The sequence below is a fragment of the Jeotgalibaca sp. PTS2502 genome, assembly GCF_001975685.1.
GTDB classification, from domain to species: Bacteria; Bacillota; Bacilli; order Lactobacillales; family Aerococcaceae; genus Jeotgalibaca; species Jeotgalibaca arthritidis.
Window position 1 is genome coordinate 572,660 of the sequence record NZ_CP019433.1, and the last position, 15,399, is coordinate 588,058.

Below are 15,399 nucleotides of genomic sequence, written 5' to 3' on the forward strand. Positions count from 1 at the left end.
AGGAGGATAGCCATGTCAGATTTGATTCAATTTCCAAGAAATTTTGATTCCTATGTTCAGCAAGCTTTTTTAGCTTTTGAAGGTGCAGACCTAACAGCAACCATTGACTACGCTGAAAAAGCCTTATCAATCCAGATGGACAATGAGCTATTTAACTTTGTCATTAGCATGCTAGAAGAGCAAACCGACTATCAAAAGGCCATTGATTTGTTTAAAAACTATAAAGCTTATTTGTATGATTCCCATGCTCTAGCTGAAGAAGATATGCTCTTTGTTAGCTTACTTGTTAAAGCTGGCCATTTTGACCAAGCGAAGCAACAAATTAAACAACGGATGATTGAAGGTTCACGTTCCAGTGATCATCAGCATTTATTTAATATTTTGGATTATCAATTACAAGTGATTGAAAAGAAAGAGGAAGAGAACAAACAGAGAGAGATAGCAGCGATTGTAGCTGAGTTTAAGTCGTTTGAAATTTTACCGCTTTACAAGCAATTTTCCATACTCAGAAAATTAGAGAAATTACCGTTGTTAGCACTTATTCCTATAGCCGAGCAATTATTGTTATCTGAAAAGGTCCATCCTTTATTTAAAACTGACATTTGTCAGTTATTGATTAAGCAATCTTTTGAAGGGTCACTAACCATTAGGAAAGAATCTTTTATAGAGACGTATCTTATAGAGCAGTTAAAACCGATTGAAAAGACTTCATTTTATCAAGACAGTATCGAATTAATTCAAACAGACATTGATTTAGAGTCAGCATCATTTTTAGAAGCTAATTTATTTTTACACCTGTCTTACTATTATCCTTTTGAAAATCAAGCTTTTTCATCACCAAATGCTTGGATTGAAAGTATGTTGGGTTATAACACGAGTGAAAGAGATGCCATTCAATTAGCTGAAGAAGGTTTAAATCAACTAGGAAGTGTCTAGAGAAAGTTGGCATTGTTGACGGCGGTTACAATGACGCTTATAATTAATTCATAAGCAGGATTGCTGAAGGTTTTCTCATTGAAAAGGGGGATGTTACAATGGCTTATGGAGTTGTGAAATGGTTTGATAATGAAAAAGGTTACGGGTTCATCGATTTGGCTGATGACAAAGGTGATATTTTTGTTCATTTTACTGGCATTGATCATGATGGCTTTAAGACATTAAAGGAAGGTCAAGAGGTGTCTCTTACTATAGTAGAAGGCTCCAGAGGTCCGCAAGCAACCCAAGTGAGAGTAATCAATGGCATTGACGATTAAGATAAGAGGTGGTCACTGAAGTGATACGATTATTTATTGATGGTGGCTCCAATCCTAAAAAACAATGTTCATCAATTGGTATTTTATTAATCAATAATGGTAGGCAAACACAAATTGGTCAGAAACTAGCCAATTATGTTGATAATCATCAAGCAGAATATCTTGCTCTAATAAAGAGTTTAGAACTGCTGATTGAAAACGAATTAACTGAACAACTGATTCTTTGCCACTCGGATAGTAAGATGTTAGTTGATGCCGTTAATAAGCACTATACGTCTAACGATAAATATAAGTATTTACTAGAAAAGCTGTTAAGTCTTCTTCAGCACTTTTCTAACTTCCATTTAAAATGGATTAGTGAAAAAGAAAATAGAGGGGCGCACGAATTAGCTAAACAAGCCCTTTATTCTAAATAAAAACTGCCGGACGTAAAATTTCGGCAGTTTTTTTGTGTGCGCGTGTATGATACAGTTTAAAAAAAAGCTGTATCGAACTTTGAAGCAATAAAAAATGACCAGCACACTAGCTGGCCATTTACTTTATTTAGTTTCTTCTGTACGTGGCTTACGTGGTGCACGTTTGCCCCAATATTGGAAGTAATCTGTTCTTAAACGGCCATTGTAAAGTTTTCTCTTCTTAGTAGCTCTTTGACCATAGAATTCTTCGAATAATAAATCACTGGTAATAATGTATTTGCTCCATGTTTCTAGCGGGCGGAACACATCTCCCATTTCTTTATAGAGGCGTTCAACTGATTCCTGATCATCCATACGTTCACCATAAGGCGGGTTAGAAACAATCACACCGTATTCTTTTTCTGTTGTAAAATCTTTTAATTGCATTTGTTTGAAGCTAACAAAATCTTCAACACCAGCTTTTTCAGCATTTCGTTTAGCTATCTCAATCATACGACCATCGATATCAGAACCTTCAATGTCTAATTCTTTGGAGTAATCTGCAGCTAATTTAGCTTCATTTCGGTATGTTTGCCATTCATTATCTTGGAAAATATTCCATTTTTCTGCTATAAACTCACGGTTTATGCCGGGTGCAATATTTAAGCCAATCATTGCTGCTTCAATCACGATGGTTCCAGAACCACAAGTTGGATCGTAGAACGGTTTATCTGGATACCAATTTGTCAGTTTGACAAGAGCAGCCGCCATATTTTCCTTCATTGGCGCGCCACCTTTTTCAGTACGGTAACCACGTTTAAATAGACTGGATCCTGTTGTATCAATTGTAATCGATACTTCGTCTTTTAGAATCGCAACTTCAATGGGGTACTCAGCACCTGTTTCCGGTAGACGGTTACGACGGTGGTAGAAGTCTGATAGGCGATTAACAATTGCTTTTTTAACAATAGCCTGACAATCAGGTACACTGTATAAGGTTGATTTGTGAGATTTTCCAGAAACTGGGAAAGCAGCATCCATTGGTAAAATATCTTCCCAAGGTAGCGCTTTTGTTTGTTCAAAAAGATCATCGAATGTTTTCGCATTGAAAGTTCCAAAAACAATCTTAACGCGGTCAGCAGTGCGCAACCATAAGTTGGTTTTAACGATATCGGCGTTTCCACCTTGGAAAAATGCTTTTCCATTCTCAACTTGAACCGTGTAGCCCAAGTCTTTTAATTCGTTTCCAACAAGTGCTTCAATGCCACTAGCTGCTGTGGCAACTAATTGGTAATTTTTTTTCATAGTAACGTCCTTTCATAACACGAGGTATAAACAGTAGAAAAGGGCAGGACACCAGTCCCGCCCCGAATTGAATTCTGAACATCATGTGCGATTTTTATATGTCGCAAACATAAAACCTGATTCTGTAAATTCCTGTAAGCCATGTTTTGTCTCGCAAAAAAGTCAGGTCTTTTTTGCTGAGGTAATCATCTATCTGCATTACTGCCTCTCTTTTTCGTTCGATTCCTACTAAAGAGAGTGCCCCTACCAATGTTTGGGTTGCTCACTCGAGGGGTTTACCCGTTCCACTATTAAAGTTTCCTTCAATACTTCGTCACTGTGGCACTTTCAAGATTACTCAGGCATAGATAAAATCCTTAGCCTTTTTGTCTGCCGTCAATTAAAAATTGCCTTAGCTTATTGTTTCGCTAAGCACGAACACTACAAGCATCACAGCTTGTGTGAGCATGGACTTTCCTCAGTTTATTTAAAAACCGCGATTACCCAGAATTTACAGAGTTTCAAGCAACGGTTAATTATACGTAATTTTTCAGAAAAATCAATCGTTTAATAATAAATCGTCGTCTTGATGATCTTCTAACTTAGATCCAAAAACATGTTTTTCTAAATTAGATAAACGTTTCAAAATATCAAAGTTTGTTACACCGCTAGCAGGGCTAGAGCTTGATTGGCTACGGTTGCCTAATGCTGCTTGTTTTGTTAATTCATCAACACGACTACGTAGACGTTCATTTTCACTTTGCAAGAAAGCTAAATCTTTTTGATAAGATTCATAGTCGCGGATAATCATATCTAAAAATTCATCCACTTCACCAACATTGTATCCTCTCATGGAAGTTTTGAATTCTTTTTGTAAAATATCTTTTGTTGTTAAGTTTTTATCAGTCATCCATCACACCTCGTTCTTCAATCATTTTTTTCAAGATAATGATATAAATCATTTGTCATTTTCAATGAATTTTCTTCCTTACAATTATATCAAATAAAATGCATTGTGACAATAGAAGTGAGGAGATGCTATGAGCGGAATAATACTTACATTAAAATATAATTATAGATTTCAGCATTTCAAAATGTGATTGTTAGTGCTTTTTTGGAAAATTTGGTAAACTATTTTTAGTTATGACAAAGATAGTAAAGGGATGAATGATGTTAAAGGAATTGTTACAATCAAACTATTCAACAGAGCAAATCGCTCAATCGTTATTAGGAAAACTGCTTGTCCATGAAAAAGACGGCATTCGTCGTTCGGGTTTTATTGTTGAAACAGAAGCCTATTTAGGAGTAAGTGATAAGGCTGCTCATAGTTACGGAGGGCTACGAACGAAGCGGACGGAGATTATGTTTCAAGAAGCTGGCAGCATTTATACTCATATCATGCATACCCATGTCCTATTAAACATTATCACTCAACCAATAGGTACACCTGAGGGGATTCTTATTCGTGCTATCGAGCCTTATGAGGGGATATATGAGATGGAAAGAGCTCGTATAAGGCATGGACATAATCTAACGAATGGTCCAGGAAATTTAACAAAGGCTATGGGAATTGATATGGCCTATTATGGAAAAAGTATTTTGGGTAGTCAATTATTTATTGACGAAAATATAGAAAAACAAGCAAAACAGATTATCGCGACACCTCGAATAGGCATTCCTAATAAAGGGGAATGGACCGATAAAGCATTAAGATTTATTGTGGAAGGAAATCCCTATGTTTCAAAACGAAAAGGTAGCGTGGCTACGGACCAAGGTTGGTTATAAAAAGGAGGTTATGGAGATGCAAAAGAATATTATTAATAAGATCAAAGAAACACTTGAAGACATGAATATGCCGTGTGAATGGCGGGTAGAATGGTTCAAACAAAAACATATGATTGAGATTGTGGTGATGATTCCAGTTGCAATGCCACTTGATGAAAGAGTCAGCGATCAATATGGAACAGTCAACAGTCATGATCAATTTGTTTTTGAAGAAACGATATTGTTATTTGATAGTCGTTTAGCTGAAATTAAAAATGATAATTATTTGCTTTCTATTCCCTTTGATAAGGAGGATGGCTTATACGGAGGGACCATTGAGGCACTTTGTAAAATACTTAGGGTATCCGTTGTACAGGCTATTAGTGATTTAAACGAATTTATACACGATAATCAGACCGTTTTATTTGAAATGAAGTGGCATAATGACAACTACTTGAGTACAATTAAAACAATGAAGGATTTGAATCGATTCGATTATGTTGTTTATTCTTATCCGTCTGATATTACAGAAAAAGTGGTGGATGAAAATGAAGTGGAATGAAGTCGTCATTGTGACAACAACTGAGGCTGCTGATGCAACAGCTAACTTATTTATTGAAGCTGGTGCTCAGGGTACCGTTATTGAAGATGAACTAGATTTTATTAATTTGCAAGATGATGGCTTTGGCCAATTAAAAGATGATAAAGCTATGCCAACAAGTGATCAAGATGTATTTGTAAAAGCGTATTACCCTGACACGGATACTTTTTTAGAAACGATTACACTTATTAAACAAAAAATGTCAGCTATGGCAGAGATTGATCTCAATCTTGGTAAGTATGAAATCATTGTTAATGACGTCAAAGAAGAAGACTGGGAAAATTCGTGGAAACAATTTTACCACCCCATTCGAATTACCCGTTACTTAACGATTGTCCCATTTTGGGAAGATTATACGCCACAACAGGCTGACGAGAAACGTTTGTTAATGGATCCAGGTATGGCATTTGGTACAGGAACTCATCCAACAACCAGATTATCACTCGAAGCTCTTGAGACCGTCATCAGAGGTGATGAGAAAGTTCTTGATGTTGGAACAGGATCAGGTGTTTTAAGTATTGCAGCAAGATATTTAGGCGCAGGCGAAACATATGCTTATGATATTGATCCCGTTGCCATTCAACAAACCAAAAAGAATGTTGAGCTAAATGGGTTTACTGATTCAATTAGAATTGCTAAAAATAGTTTGTTAGAAGGGATTAAAGATGCTAAGGCAGATATTATTGTCGCAAATATATTAGCTGAAATTCTTCTCCTAATGATTTCAGATGCTTGGAATAATTTAAAAGACAATGGAACGTTTATTCTATCAGGAATCATCAACTCTAAAAAGGATGATGTTCTTCATGCTCTAATTGAACAAGGTTTTGTTATCGAAGAAATTAATAATTCAAAAGACTGGTACTGTATCATTTGTAAAAAGGAGGTAGAGGACTAGTCGTGCAACGATATATGATTGCTGAAAGTCTCGAAGACTTTTCTAACCGACCTATCTTTCTAAGTGGTGATCATTATCATCATATGAAAAATGTGATGCGGTTTAAACCAGAAACCAAAGTGTTCTTATCAGATCCAAACGCAAAGAGCTGTATTGCTGAAATTATTACCTTTACAGATGATAAAGAGGTTCAGTTGGCTTGGGTAGCGGATGAGGACAAAAATAATGAACTACCGATTGATGTGACCATTGTTTGCGGACTTCCAAAAGGAGATAAACTTGATTTAATTGCTCAAAAAGCAACAGAATTAGGTGTAAATCGAATCATTCCTTTTGCTTCTGACTATTCTGTTGTAAAATGGGATGAGAGCAAGAAAAAGAAAAAGACACAACGATTCCAAAAAATTGTCCAAGAAGCGGCGGAGCAATCTCATCGCCAACTTGTGCCAACAGTCCATCAAGCGGTTACCCTAAAGGAACTATTAGCTTTATCACAAAATTATTCAGTTAAGCTAGTTGCTTATGAAGAAGATGCTAAGCAAGGTGAGCAGGCTGTTCTGGCTAAAACCTTACAAAACCTTCAAAGAGGTGACAAATTATTAATAGTCTTTGGACCAGAAGGTGGTTTGTCAGAGAATGAAATCACGTCCTTCAAGGATGATGGTTTCTTAACCTGTGCATTAGGACCACGAATCTTGAGAACGGAAACGGCACCTCTTTACGCTTTATCTGCTGTATCATATCATTTTGAATTATTAAACGGAGGAGATTATTAATGATGAACATCAACAAATATATTGACCATACTATTTTAAAACCAGAGGCGACAGAGGCTGATATTAAAAACCTATGCGACGAAGCATTGGATTATGACTTTATGTCTGTTTGTATCCAACCTTACTGGGTATCAAAAGCAGCTGCTTTCCTAACAGGATCAGATGTTAAAGTTTGTACCGTTGTTGGTTTCCCACACGGAGCAAATACAGCAGAAGTGAAAACATTCGAAGCAAAACAAGCCGTTCAAAATGGAGCGCATGAAGTGGATATGGTTATCAATATTGGTGCATTGAAAGAAAAATCATACGACGTTGTTCGCCATGAAATTGCATCAATTGCTGAAGCTGTTAAAGGACAAGCAATTTTAAAAGTTATCATTGAGACAGCACTATTAACGGATGAAGAAAAAGTAGCTGCTTGTGAAATCGCGAAAGAGGCAGGTGCTGATTTCGTTAAAACATCAACTGGTTTCTCAACTGGTGGCGCAACATTAGCGGATATTCGTTTAATGCGTCAAACTGTTGGACCAGATATGGGTGTTAAGGCAAGTGGAGGCGTGCGTAGTTATGAAGATGCACAAAACTTTATCGAAGCAGGCGCAACACGCCTAGGAGCTTCAAGTGGTAAAGCAATTGTTGATGAGTGGAAAGCTGCAACAGCAAACTAATTTACAATAAGATAACTGGACTTCCAGTCTCTCCACTGAGACCCTAGAAGTCCAGTTTGTTTTTATATAAGTATAAACATAGATATCTAGCCTAAATTAGCGTATAATTGAAGGTAAAAATAAATAGAATGTAAAGGGGTGACAGAATGCCAAAAATAAAAAATTATAGTAAACAAGAAGTGATTGAATTATGCGCCTCTTACATGAGTCTTCCACACGTTGCCTTTGTTGAAAAAGCAGCTGACTTCGCTGAGCAAGCCCATAAAGGACAGATGAGAAAATCAGGGGAAGAGTATTTTGTTCATCCAACACAAGTGGCCGCAATTTTAGCCGAGTTGAAGCTGGATCCTGATACCATCGCGACAGGTTTCCTTCATGATGTTGTGGAAGATACGGATTATACATTAGAAGACATTGAGTATGAGTTTTCAAAAACAGTTGCTATATTAGTGGATGGTGTAACGAAATTAGGTAAGATTAAATACAAGTCTCATGAGGAGCAACTAGCTGAAAATCATCGTAAGATGCTTTTGGCAATGGCCAATGATATTCGTATTATTATGGTTAAACTTGCTGACCGTTTGCACAATATGCGAACATTAAAATTCCACCGTCCTGAAAAACAAAGAAGTATTTCGAATGAAACATTAGAAATCTATGCGCCGCTAGCTCATCGCTTGGGGATTAATAGGGTTAAATGGGAATTAGAAGATACGTCACTACGTTATCTTAATCCGCAACAATATTACCGTATTGTTCATTTAATGAATACCAAACGTGATGAACGGGAACATTATATTTCTGACACCATTCAAAAGATTACTGAATCGATCGATGAGCTTAGTATTGAGGCAGACATCTATGGCCGCCCTAAACACATCTATTCTATCTACCGTAAAATGAAAGATCAAAAGAAACAATTTAATGAGATTTATGATCTCTTAGCAGTCCGTGTTATTGTTGATTCTATCAAGGATTGTTATGCTGTTTTAGGTGCCATTCACACCAAATGGAAACCCATGCCAGGTCGCTTTAAAGATTATATTGCCATGCCTAAAGCGAATATGTACCAGTCTTTACATACAACCGTTATTGGTCTAAAAGGGACACCTATTGAAATTCAGATCCGTACAGAAGATATGCATCGTGTTGCTGAATTCGGGGTAGCTGCTCACTGGGCATATAAGGAAGGGACCGTTAAGAAAGTTGAGGGTGAAGAGAATAATCTTCAACAGCAGCTCAATTGGTTCCGTGACTTGATTGATCTACAGGATGATTCACGTAACGCCAGTGAATTTGTTGAAAGTGTAAAGGAAGATATCTTCAAAGACAAAGTGTATGTCTTTACACCAAAAGGTGACGTTATGGAATTGCCGTTTGGCGCTGGGCCATTAGATTTTGCATACAATGTCCATTCTGAGGTAGGAAATAAAACGGTTGGAGCAAAGGTAAATAATAAAATTGTGCCACTCAACTACAAACTACAAAATGGTGATATCATTGAAGTCATGACATCCCCTAACTCATTCGGACCGAGTCGTGACTGGGTTAACTTGGTAACAACCAACAAGGCAAAGAATAAAATTAAACGCTTCTTCAAGTTACAAGATCGTGAAGAAAATATTGAAAAAGGCCGGTCTTTGATGGAGAAACAACTCCAAGAAATGGACTTTGTGCCTAAAGATTTCCTAACGAAACCACTTCTGAAAGAAGCTTTACAACGTTTCAATATGCAAACTGAACATGATTTATATGCAGCTGTTGGCTTTGGTGAATTGTCACCATTTATTGTAGCCAACCGTATAACAGAAAAAGCGCGTCGTGAACGTGACCGTCAAGAACAAGAGCAAACAATGGAAACCATTGAGCAAAAGGCCAAAAAAGAACCAGCTAAAATGAAAATCAGACATGAGAATGGGATTGTTATTCAAGGAGTCGACAATTTATTAATTCGTATCAGTCATTGTTGTAATCCTGTTCCTGGTGATCAAATTGTTGGCTATATTACAAGAGGCCGCGGCATTTCCGTTCACAGAACTGATTGTCCAAATGTTCAATTATCAGATGATAATAAAGACCGACTCATCGATGTTGAATGGGAAGATTCTGGCTCGTCTCATATTGATTATGAAACTGAATTGTTGGTAGAAGGTTATAACCGTTCAGGCTTATTAAATGAAGTGTTACATGTCATTAATTCAATGACTAAAAATCTTAATAGCGTGAATGGAAAAATTGATGAAAATAAAATCGCTACAATCACATTAAAGCTGGGAATTCAAAATTTAAGTCAATTAGATAAAATTGTTGATAAAATCAAAAACATTCCTGACGTTTATAGTGTGCGTCGTGTAATTTCATAAATATAAGGAGTGTTTGGTCTTGCGCGTTGTTATACAGAGAGTATCACAAGCATCTGTTGCTGTAGATGAACAAATCGTTGGTCAAATTGCTAAAGGCTTTCTCCTGCTTGTTGGTGTTGGAAAAGATGATAGTGAGGAAGATGTCGATTATCTTGTCCGTAAAGTTTCACAATTAAGGGTATTTGAAGATAACGAAGGTAAGATGAACCTGTCCTTAAAGGACATTAATGGTGCTATTTTGTCCATTTCGCAATTTACCTTATTTGCATCAACTAAGAAGGGTAACCGACCAAGTTTTACTGATGCGGCTCAACCGGAAATAGGGGACAAATTATATCAATTATTCAATCAAAACTTGAGAGAAAATGACTTCCGAGTTGAAACAGGGGTATTTGGTGCTGATATGCAAGTTGGCCTGATTAATGATGGGCCAGTGACGATTTTAATAGATAGTAAAAGCAAATAAATAAAGAAGAAGCTGGGATAAAAGTCCCAGCTTCTTCTTTATTGTTATTGGAAGTATTCTGTTAAAGCTTGTAAAATACTCGTTGAAACGAGATCACGGTAATAATTATTATCGAAAACAGCTGCATCAGAATCATTATTCATATAGCCCAGTTCTAATAGAAGGGCAGGTTGTGTATTTTCACGTAACACTAAATAATCACCAAATGCTACACCATTATTTGGTAGCGGTAAATTTTGCGCTAGTTTACTGTTAACCAAATCTGCCAAGTAAGAATCGGTATTATCATAATAATAAGTTGTAAATCCACTTGCTGACATACCTTCAGGTGTTGAATCATAGTGCAAGCTGATAAATAAGTCTGCTCGATAACTATTACTTATCCATACCCGTTCATCCAAAGAAACAGATGCATCAGTCGTACGCGTTAAAATAACATTAGCGCCAACTGCCTCAAGTTTCTCTGCTAATTGTTCTGCTGTGGACATAGTAACGTCTTTTTCATATACATAAGACCCTAGAGCACCAGGATCAGAACCACCATGGCCAGGATCAATAACGATGGTTGCTTCGGATAGAGTTGTTGTAATAACAGGTGCTTCAGCTTGAGAGCTTTCACCGCTTAGGTCAACTAACCAATTGGCTACATAAGCTTGAGAGCCATCAGTCAGAATAATTTCATAAAAGTCACCCACAGAACGGCTAAATGTAAAACTTTCACCTTGAGAGGCTGTATAAACCACGTCGTCATTTAGCGAAGGACCAATACGTAGATTAACACGTTCACTCGTAATCGTTACAGTAGAATCAGTTGTCTCACTAGGCGTTTCTGTAACAATTTCCTCTATTTCAATCGTACCAGGGGTAATATCAACTAATTCTGATAGAATCCAACCGACACGATTATTAAAGGCAATTTGACTCCAACCATTTTCTTCATAGAGAAGGTTGAACTGTTCTCCTGACGAAGCTGTTCCAATGATTTCTGAATCAGAATTATTTTCTTCTCTAACATTGACAGATGACGCAGCAACTGTTGCCATTAAGTTTTGGCTAGCTGCTACTTCAGTGTTATCAATCAACCAACTCGCAATCCAACCAATACGACCATCATCTAGTCGAACTTTGTACCATTCGTTTCGCTCAGATAGGACATTGACACTGCTGCCACCTTGAACTTGCGTCATAATATCATAAGAAAGGCCAGGGCCGAGTCTAACATTTACAACGCTTGCTTCAACTAGAACATTTGTGTAATTCGCTAAAGCAACGGTTCCCACAGAACCGAGTGTCATAAAAAAGATCAATAGTAGAACGAGCATAGCGTTTCTACTAATTCTAATTGCTCTCAATGAGTGCCCCCCTTTCAAAAAATACTCTTTGGTTCATATTATAGCAAACCTATGAAAAGATATGCAAAGCCTTTTCAATTTTCCTTTAAATAAATCAACTTATTGCTTTTAGAAATTTTTTCTCATGGTTTTTTCATTTTTATCTTGACAAAAGTTACATAGTCTTGTATCGTTGAGTTAATATTTTTCCTGTGAAGATTAAAGTAAAAACATATCTTTTTGTTCTAGAGAGAGTAACCGTGGCTGAAAGTTGCTCCTAGAGGTAGTTTTGAAAGACGAGTTGGAGGATTGGTAGTGAAAAGCTGCCACGTAACAGGCGTTAACTGTAAGAGGAGAGTTTATACTCTCGAATTAAGGTGGCACCGCGTCCTCATCACGTCCTTACCCAATTATTGGGTATGGGCTATTTTTTTTGCACAAAGGAAATAATTTTGATTTTAAAGGAGAGAAAACCGATGATCCAAAGGCCAAAAGGAACATCAGATATTTATCTTGATGATATGAAAATCTGGCAATACGTTGAAGAGACAGCTAGAATCGTTATGCATGATTACCGTTATACAGAAATGAGAACCCCGTTATTTGAAAGTTTCGATTTATTTTCAAGAAGTGTTGGCGATACAAGTGATATTGTATCGAAAGAAATGTACGACTTCGAAGATAAGGGTGGTAGAAGAATTGCCCTAAAACCTGAAGGAACAGCACCAATCGTTCGCTCATATGTCGAAAACAAATTATTTGGTCCAGAATATCCAAAACCATTAAAAGTTTACTATTTGAGCCCAATGTTCCGTTATGAACGCCCACAAGGTGGACGTAGTAGACAATTCCACCAACTCGGAATAGAAGTGTTAGGAAGTAATAACCCAGCAGTTGATGTAGAAGGTATGGCGTTAGCATGGGATTTATTAAATGAAATTGGTATTAAAGATGTCCGTCTCGTTATCAACTCGCTTGGTAAGAAAGAAGAGCGTGCAACCTATCGTCAAGCTCTTATTTCATACCTAGAGCCATTCTTTGAAGAATTAAGTTCAGATTCTCAAAAACGTTTGCACCAAAACCCATTACGTGTACTTGATAGCAAAGACACACGTGATAAAGAACTCGTTAAAGATGCGCCAAGTATTTTAGATTTCTTATCTGAAGAATCAAAAGCACACTTCGAAACAGTTCAAGCGATGTTAACAGCTTTAAATATTCCATTTGAAATTAATGCTAACATGGTAAGGGGTTTAGACTATTATCAAGACACTATCTTTGAAATAATGACAACATCAAAAGTATTTGGTGCTGAAACAACCGTTTGTGGTGGTGGACGTTATAATGGTTTAGTAGAAGAAATTGGTGGGCCAGCAGATCCAGGTTTTGGATTTGCTTTTGGTTTAGAACGCTTAATCTTAATGATTAAACAACAAGAAATTGAGATTTCAGAAACAGATGAATTAGATATTTATGTGGTTGGCCTAGGCGAAGAAACGAATTTAGAGACTCTAAAAATTGTTCAGGCTGCTCGTCAAGCTGGTTACTCAGCTGACCGTGATTATATGGACCGTAAAGTTAAAGCACAATTTAAATCTGCTTCAAAATACGGTGCAAAAGTCGTTATTACAGTAGGTGCTGATGAATTAGAGAAGAAAATCGCTAAATTTAAAGTGATGGAAACTTCTAAAGAATCAGATGTCGCTCTAGCTGATATTTATTCAAACTTTGAACATGTTTTCAATACAAATACAACAGATATGACGGCTTTCAATGAATTTTTTGGTAAAGAATAACAGCTTTAAGGAGAGATTGAGATGGAGAAAAGAACCCAATATTGTGGTCTGATAACAGAAGAATATGTAGGACAAGAGGTTGTCGTTAAAGGATGGGTGAATCGCCGTCGAGATCTAGGTGGATTAATTTTTATTCATCTGCGCGACCGCGAAGGTATTTTGCAAATCGTATTCAACCACGAACACGATGCTGCTTTGTTTGAATTAGCAGAGGGCGTTCGTAGCGAATACATTTTGGAAGTAAAAGGGACAGTAGTTAAACGTGAAGCAGATCAAGTGAACCCTAATATTAAAACAGGTACAGTTGAATTAGAAGTTAGCCAAGCAACGGTTCTTGCTAAAGCAAAAACACCGCCGTTTTATATTGACGATGACAATGCAGTTTCAGATGAATTGCGGATGAAATATCGTTTTATCGATTTACGTAAAGAAAAAATGCTAAATAACTTAAAATTGCGTCATCAAACAACGCGTTCAATTCGTCAATACTTAGATAATGAAGGATTTATGGATGTTGAAACACCTTATCTGACAAAATCAACACCTGAAGGGGCACGTGACTATGTTGTGCCATCTCGAGTTCATCCAGGATCATTCTATGCTTTGCCCCAATCGCCACAGTTGTTTAAACAATTGTTAATGGGCGCTGGTATTGACCGCTACTACCAAATCGTTCGCTGCTTCCGTGACGAGGACTTACGTGGTGACCGTCAACCTGAATTTACCCAAGTTGACCTAGAAACAAGCTTCCTATCAGCTGAAGACATTCAAACAATGACAGAAGAAATGCTTCAAAAAGTGGTTCGTGAAACGATTGGTCTTGAGATTCCAGTACCGTTCCCGAGAATGACTTACGATGAAGCAATGAATCGTTTTGGATCAGATAAACCAGATACGCGTTTTGCTTTGGAGCTTATTGACTTAGAAGCTTTTGCTCAGAAAACATCGTTTAATGTCTTTAAACAGGCACTAGCTAATGGCGGACAAGTAAAAGGCTTAAACTTAAAAGGAAAAGCTGATTCTTATTCACGTAAAGATATGGATGGCCTAACAGACTACATCAAACAATTTGGTGCGAAAGGTCTAGCATGGGTTAAAGTAACCGAAGAAGGCCTTAACGGAGCTGTTGCTAAATTCTTTGCAGATGATGCTGATCAATTAATCGCAGCTATGGATGCTGTACCAGGCGACTTACTGATGTTTGTTGCAGATAAAAAAGATATTGTAGCACAATCATTAGGCGAGTTGCGTCTGAAATTTGGTCGTGAGTTCAACATGATTGACGAAAGTAAGTTTAACTTCCTCTGGGTAGTTGACTGGCCGTTACTTGAGTATGATGAAGAAGCGAAACGTTATGTTGCTCTACATCATCCATTCACGCAACCAAAAGAACAGGACGTTGCGCTATTAGCTGATAATCCAGCTGCTGTTCGCGCTCAAGCTTATGATATTGTTCTCAATGGTTACGAAATCGGTGGCGGATCGCTGCGTATCTATACTCGTGAGGTTCAAGAGAAAATGTTTGCTGCTTTAGGATTTACACCAGAACAAGCAGAAGCAGAATTTGGTTTCTTATTGGAAGCATTCGATTATGGATTCCCACCACACGGCGGTATCGCACTTGGGTTAGACCGTTTAGTTATGCTATTAGCTGGTGAAAATAACATTCGTGAAGTTATCGCTTTCCCTAAAAATGGTAAAGCATACGATCCGATGACAAAAGCTCCAGGAGACGTTAGCGACGCACAATTGCAAGAACTTAACTTACGTTTAACAGTAGAAGATTAATGACCGAACAGGTTGG

At 37.3% G+C, this 15,399-nt stretch carries 15 protein-coding genes, 1 other RNA gene and 1 other annotated feature; of the genes, 12 read left to right on the top strand and 4 right to left on the bottom strand.

The window, feature by feature from the left end; all coding sequences use genetic code 11:
* The first annotated feature begins 12 nt into the window (after window positions 1–12).
* From BW721_RS02900 to BW721_RS02910, 3 genes are all read left to right on the top strand, one after another.
* Window positions 13–936: a hypothetical protein gene (locus tag BW721_RS02900; protein ID WP_076765930.1), complete on the top strand. Its 924-nt coding sequence runs from the start codon at window positions 13–15 to the stop codon at window positions 934–936.
* Between the two features lie 98 nt (window positions 937–1,034).
* Window positions 1,035–1,253 (top strand): cold-shock protein, encoded by a 219-nt coding sequence (locus BW721_RS02905; protein ID WP_076765932.1) that lies wholly within the window; start codon window positions 1,035–1,037, stop codon window positions 1,251–1,253.
* Window positions 1,254–1,273: 20 nt separating this feature from the next.
* Window positions 1,274–1,669, top strand: coding sequence for a ribonuclease HI family protein (locus BW721_RS02910; RefSeq protein WP_076765934.1), 396 nt, complete (start codon window positions 1,274–1,276; stop codon window positions 1,667–1,669).
* Window positions 1,670–1,792: 123 nt separating this feature from the next.
* Here BW721_RS02910 and BW721_RS02915 read toward each other — a convergent pair whose 3' ends face one another.
* The 3 genes from BW721_RS02915 to gpsB form a co-directional block, all read right to left on the bottom strand.
* Window positions 1,793–2,953 (bottom strand): THUMP domain-containing class I SAM-dependent RNA methyltransferase, encoded by a 1,161-nt coding sequence (locus BW721_RS02915; protein ID WP_076765936.1) that lies wholly within the window; start codon window positions 2,951–2,953, stop codon window positions 1,793–1,795.
* A gap of 130 nt (window positions 2,954–3,083) precedes the next feature.
* Window positions 3,084–3,444: RNase P RNA component class B (gene rnpB / locus BW721_RS02920), an RNA gene on the bottom strand.
* A gap of 47 nt (window positions 3,445–3,491) precedes the next feature.
* Entirely contained in the window at window positions 3,492–3,842 is a 351-nt protein-coding gene (gene gpsB / locus BW721_RS02925) for a cell division regulator GpsB (RefSeq protein ID WP_076765938.1), read from the bottom strand.
* Between the two features lie 260 nt (window positions 3,843–4,102).
* On the opposite strand from gpsB, the gene BW721_RS02930 reads away from it, so the two are divergent.
* The 7 genes from BW721_RS02930 to dtd all read left to right on the top strand — a co-directional run bounded on the left by BW721_RS02930 (window position 4,103) and on the right by dtd (window position 10,468).
* Window positions 4,103–4,717 (top strand): DNA-3-methyladenine glycosylase, encoded by a 615-nt coding sequence (locus BW721_RS02930; protein WP_083686766.1) that lies wholly within the window; start codon window positions 4,103–4,105, stop codon window positions 4,715–4,717.
* A 16-nt stretch (window positions 4,718–4,733) separates the two neighbouring features.
* Window positions 4,734–5,258: a DUF3013 family protein gene (locus BW721_RS02935; protein ID WP_076765942.1), complete on the top strand. Its 525-nt coding sequence runs from the start codon at window positions 4,734–4,736 to the stop codon at window positions 5,256–5,258.
* Window positions 5,245–6,195: a 50S ribosomal protein L11 methyltransferase gene (gene prmA / locus BW721_RS02940; RefSeq protein WP_076765944.1), complete on the top strand. Its 951-nt coding sequence runs from the start codon at window positions 5,245–5,247 to the stop codon at window positions 6,193–6,195. Before BW721_RS02935 ends, prmA begins: the two co-directional genes overlap by 14 nt.
* 2 nt (window positions 6,196–6,197) lie before the next feature.
* Window positions 6,198–6,971: a 16S rRNA (uracil(1498)-N(3))-methyltransferase gene (locus BW721_RS02945; protein WP_076765946.1), complete on the top strand. Its 774-nt coding sequence runs from the start codon at window positions 6,198–6,200 to the stop codon at window positions 6,969–6,971.
* Window positions 6,972–6,973: 2 nt separating this feature from the next.
* Entirely contained in the window at window positions 6,974–7,639 is a 666-nt protein-coding gene (gene deoC / locus BW721_RS02950) for a deoxyribose-phosphate aldolase (protein WP_076768626.1), read from the top strand.
* A 146-nt stretch (window positions 7,640–7,785) separates the two neighbouring features.
* Window positions 7,786–10,002, top strand: a complete 2,217-nt coding sequence (locus tag BW721_RS02955) for a RelA/SpoT family protein (RefSeq protein ID WP_076765948.1) — start codon at window positions 7,786–7,788, stop codon at window positions 10,000–10,002.
* A gap of 19 nt (window positions 10,003–10,021) precedes the next feature.
* Window positions 10,022–10,468 (top strand): D-aminoacyl-tRNA deacylase, encoded by a 447-nt coding sequence (gene dtd, locus BW721_RS02960; RefSeq protein ID WP_076765950.1) that lies wholly within the window; start codon window positions 10,022–10,024, stop codon window positions 10,466–10,468.
* Between the two features lie 44 nt (window positions 10,469–10,512).
* Here dtd and BW721_RS02965 read toward each other — a convergent pair whose 3' ends face one another.
* On the bottom strand, window positions 10,513–11,820 hold the full coding sequence (locus BW721_RS02965) for an N-acetylmuramoyl-L-alanine amidase (RefSeq protein ID WP_232222940.1): 1,308 nt from the start codon (window positions 11,818–11,820) through the stop codon (window positions 10,513–10,515).
* Between the two features lie 182 nt (window positions 11,821–12,002).
* Window positions 12,003–12,206 (top strand) — a binding site (T-box leader).
* Window positions 12,207–12,275: 69 nt separating this feature from the next.
* Between BW721_RS02965 and hisS the strand changes: the two genes are divergently transcribed.
* Both hisS and aspS read left to right on the top strand, forming a co-directional pair.
* Window positions 12,276–13,595 (top strand): histidine--tRNA ligase, encoded by a 1,320-nt coding sequence (gene hisS / locus BW721_RS02970; RefSeq protein ID WP_076765952.1) that lies wholly within the window; start codon window positions 12,276–12,278, stop codon window positions 13,593–13,595.
* A gap of 21 nt (window positions 13,596–13,616) precedes the next feature.
* Window positions 13,617–15,383, top strand: coding sequence for an aspartate--tRNA ligase (aspS, locus tag BW721_RS02975; protein WP_076765954.1), 1,767 nt, complete (start codon window positions 13,617–13,619; stop codon window positions 15,381–15,383).
* Window positions 15,384–15,399: the final 16 nt, after the last annotated feature.